The organism is Streptomyces sp. SID3212, assembly GCF_009865405.1.
GTDB lineage: Bacteria > Actinomycetota > Actinomycetes > Streptomycetales > Streptomycetaceae > Streptomyces.
This window is the reverse complement of the sequence record NZ_WWJY01001113.1, coordinates 1-3640: the sequence shown is the minus strand read 5'-3', so window position 1 is coordinate 3640 and position 3640 is coordinate 1. Positions and strand designations below refer to the sequence as shown.

Genomic DNA, 3640 nt, shown 5'->3' with positions numbered 1-3640 from the left:
CGGGCCCGGGGACCACGACGCCGCCGCGGCGCTGGCGGGTGCGCTCGGCGACGTGTGACCGGGCGCCCCTTCCGCCCGGATGTGTCCCGGCGGCGTCTTCCGCCCGGCGGGGGCCGCGCCGTACGGTGATCGCCGGTGGGACCGTGGAGCCGCGTCCGCACACCCGTACAGGCGCATGTCCGCGCATCCGCACGTCCGCACATCCCCCCGTCCGACAGAGGAAGAGGCGCGCCCCATGAGTGACCCGAGGATCCTGACCGTACGGCCGGAGATCGGTGAGTACGCCTGGACGTTCGGCGGCGTCGCGCCCGTCGCGCGCATCACCCCGGGCACGGTCCTGGACCTGTTCACCGAGGACTGCTTCGCGGGGCGGGTCCGGTCCGTGGACGATCTGGTCTCCCAGGTGTGCGAGTTCCCGTTCCTCAACCCGCAGACGGGCCCCTTCTACGTCGAGGGCGCGGAGCCCGGCGACACGCTGGCGGTGCACTTCGTGTCGATCCGGCCCGCGCGGGACTGGGCGGCCTCCTCCACCGTGCCGCTCTTCGGCGCGCTGACCTCCACCACCACGACGGCGACCCTCCAGCCGCCGCTGCCGGAGGTCGTGTGGATGTGGCAGCTCGACCGGGAGCGCGGCACCTGTCTGTTCAGCGCGCGCGACAGCGACATCAGGATCGAGCTGCCGATGGATCCGATGCACGGCACGGTCGGGGTGGCGCCGGCCAACCTGGAGGTACGGTCCGCGCTGGTCCCCGACGCGCACGGCGGCAACATGGACACCCCGGAGATGCGCGCCGGCGTGACGTGCTACCTCGGGGTGAACGTGGAGGGCGCGCTGCTGAGCCTCGGCGACGGGCACGCCCGGCAGGGGGAGGGCGAGACGTGCGGGGTGGCCGTCGAGTGCGCCATGAACACCGTGGTGATCGTGGAGCTGCTCAAGGGTGTGTCGACGCCGTGGCCGCGTATCGAGTCCGACACCCACATCATCTCGACGGGCTCGGCGCGCCCGTTGGAGGACGCGTTCCGCATCTCCCAGCTGGATCTGGTGCGTTGGCTGGCCCGCGACTACGGTCTCTCCGAGCTGGACGCGTACCAGCTGGTCACGCAGGCCGGTGAGGCGCCGCTGGCCAACGTGTGCGACACGAACTACACGTGCGTGGCGAAGATCCGCAAGGAGTGGCTGCCCGCGGGTGACCCGCACGGCGGCCTGCACCGGCACCTGCGCGAGACGGCGGCGGTCCTGCCCACCGGGTGACGGTGTGGCCGCCGCCTTCCGGGTGATTCAGGACGTGTCCCAGGGATCGGACCAGGGGGATCCCCCCAGGGGCGACGCCTGAGCGGTCCTGTGGCGTTCCTGTAGCGTCCTCGGGCGGTTCCTGATGTTCCCCCGGTTCCCCGGCCGCCCCCCTCCCGGCATGTCGGTGGTACGGGACGAGTCGTCCGGTCCCGTGCTGACGGTCGAGCGGTTCCGCGACGAGCAGGAGGCGTTGGCCCTGGCCAACGACACCGTGTACGGACTGGCCGGGGCCCTCGGGGCCGGCGGAGTACCAGCGGGTGAAGCACGTCCGGCGCAACCTCGCTCCCCGGCCGCTCGGTCGGTTCGAGTGACCACCGGGCAGGCCGGGGAGGAGCCGGGGCCCGACGGCGCGCACCGGCCGGGGCGGACGCGGGTGTGCCCCGGCCGTGGGCCGTGCCCCGCCCGGGTCAGGGCCTCAGGTCGCCCACCACGTTCGCCGTGGCGGAGATCCCCTCCGTGATGCTCGGCGCCATGCTCGTGCCCGCCAGGAAGAATCCGAGCAGGACACAGGTCACGGCGTGTGACATCTTCAGCCCGCCGGTGCGGACGAAGATCACCGCGAGGACCACCAGCAGCAGCACCAGTGAGATCGAAATAGCCATGGCCAACCTCCTCCGCCGCAGCGCGATTGCGGCATTCGGCCGCCAGTGTGGCGGAGGAGACGGTCCTCGCGGCCGACCGGCGTGTCCGCCGAACGGGTGATTGACCTGCGGTGACCGTGATTACTTACGGTGGTTCCTGAGGAACTGTTCGAGGCCCGCCAGGTCGTCCGTGTTGAGGTGGTCGACGCCGGCGGACAGCAGTTCGGTCCATACGGCGTCCCGGGCGGGCCCCGGCAGGTCGGGCGTGCTCCAGAAGCGGACCCGCTGGCCGCGCCGGTGCGCGGTGTCCACCAGGGTGCGGAGCGTGGCGCGTTCGGCGGTGGGGATCGGGCCGACGCCCGACCAGCTGAACGTCTGGGTCCAGTTGGCGCTGATGAGCGGGATGAAGTCGGCGCCCGCGGCCGTCCCGAGGTCGTCCAAGCGGCCGTCGTAGAAGGCGTGGCGCACGCGCTGCGCCTCCATCGGTACCCGCGCGGCCCGGTCGCCGGAGATGACGGGGGTGACCGCGCCGGGGCGTACCACGCCGTACGCGTAGGTACTCAACAGCGAGCGGTACGGGGTGAGTTGGCGGTGCAGTTCGGCGTAGGCGGCGGCGCCGTCGTTCTTGATGTCGATGAGGAGTTGTACGGGCCGGTGGTGCCCCGGGTACACGGAGCCGTGGTGGGCCCGGACGCGGGAGCGCAGCGGGTCCAGGTAGAGCGAGCGCAGCGTACGGGCCGGGTCGAGGTCCGCGGCCTCGTGGGCGACGAGCAGCTCGCCGTCGACGAGGAAGATGTCGGCCTCGACGCTGGTGAAGCCGTGGTCCAGCGCGTCGTGGAGGGGGCGGGGGTGGAGGTAGTCGTTGTGGGCGTGGGCGTGGGCCAACGGCCGTGCTCCGGGGCCGGTTCGGGGGATGTCCTTCCCTGTGGCGGCGGCTGCTTCGGGTGCGGCGTGGGCGTACGCGGGGGCCGCGACCACCGCCGTGAGTGCGGCGGCGAACGTGCTGACGGCTCTGCGGCGCGTGGTGAGGGGCATGGGGGCTCCGTGGGGACGCGGTGGGGCGGTCCCGGTGAGTATCGGCTCCCGCGGCAGGGCGGAAAACACGGAGCGTGAAGTGTTCGGCCGCTCGACAACTGCCCGTTGGGTGGGGGGCGGTGGCGGGACGCGCACCGACGGAGCGCGGGGGCCGGAAGGGCCGGTCCCCGCGCTCCGGGCCGGCGGGTCAGCGAGGTGCCGGGAGGTTCGTCAGCCGCGCCAGGGTCTGCTTGTGGTGGCCCGGGGTGCCCAGGGCGATCTCGTCGGCCTTCGCCCGCTTGAGGTAGAGGTGGGCGGGGTGCTCCCACGTCATGCCCGTACCGCCGTGCAACTGCACGCACTCCTCGGCCGCGTGGACCGCGACCCGCCCGGCGTACGCCTGGGCGACGGCCACGGCGAGCGGCGCGTCGGGACTGCCGGTGGCGAGGGCGTCGGCCGCGTTACGGGCGGCGGCGCGGGCCGAGACGACCTGGAGCCAGAGCTGCGCCATCCGGTGCTTGAGCGCCTGGAACGAGCCGACGGGACGGTTGAACTGGTGGCGCTCCCGGGTGTGCCTGACGGTTTCCTCCAGGCACCACTCGGCGATCCCGAGCTGTTCGGAGGCGAGCAGTCCGGCCCCGGCCAGCAGTCCCCGGCGCACAGCTGCCTCGGCGGTCGCCGGGCCGGCGATCCGCGTCCCCGCCCCGGGGTCCGCGGTGACGCTCGCGAGGGGGCGGGTCAGGTCGAGGGG

General features: G+C 73.2%; 4 protein-coding genes and 1 pseudogene. 2 read left to right on the top strand and 3 right to left on the bottom strand.

Annotated elements, in window-relative coordinates:
• Positions 1 to 235 precede the first annotated feature (235 nt).
• Positions 236 to 1252, top strand: coding sequence for an acetamidase/formamidase family protein (locus GT042_RS33075; RefSeq protein ID WP_161312376.1), 1017 nt, complete (start codon positions 236 to 238; stop codon positions 1250 to 1252).
• Positions 1253 to 1412: 160 nt separating this feature from the next.
• Positions 1413 to 1605, top strand: a pseudogene (locus GT042_RS33070) (aldehyde dehydrogenase family protein); the annotation flags it as partial.
• Between the two features lie 96 nt (positions 1606 to 1701).
• Here GT042_RS33070 and GT042_RS33065 read toward each other — a convergent pair.
• The 3 genes from GT042_RS33065 to GT042_RS33055 form a co-directional block, all read right to left on the bottom strand.
• Positions 1702 to 1896: a hypothetical protein gene (locus tag GT042_RS33065; protein WP_161312375.1), complete on the bottom strand. Its 195-nt coding sequence runs from the start codon at positions 1894 to 1896 to the stop codon at positions 1702 to 1704.
• Positions 1897 to 2016: 120 nt separating this feature from the next.
• The gene (locus tag GT042_RS33060) at positions 2017 to 2910 is read right to left on the bottom strand and encodes a phosphatidylinositol-specific phospholipase C/glycerophosphodiester phosphodiesterase family protein (protein WP_161312374.1); all 894 of its coding nucleotides are present in this window, start codon (positions 2908 to 2910) and stop codon (positions 2017 to 2019) included.
• A 187-nt stretch (positions 2911 to 3097) separates the two neighbouring features.
• Positions 3098 to 3640: acyl-CoA dehydrogenase family protein (locus GT042_RS33055; RefSeq protein ID WP_272925792.1), on the bottom strand; the 543-nt coding region annotated here is incomplete at its 5' end.

What these genes read in the sequence shown, in the direction of transcription:
- GT042_RS33075 (WP_161312376.1), top strand. Translation starts at nt 236, where the DNA reads ATGAGTGACCCGAGGATCCTGACCGTACGGCCGGAGATCGGTGAGTAC.
- GT042_RS33065 (WP_161312375.1), bottom strand. Translation starts at nt 1,896, where the DNA reads ATGGCTATTTCGATCTCACTGGTGCTGCTGCTGGTGGTCCTCGCGGTG.
- GT042_RS33060 (WP_161312374.1), bottom strand. Translation starts at nt 2,910, where the DNA reads ATGCCCCTCACCACGCGCCGCAGAGCCGTCAGCACGTTCGCCGCCGCA.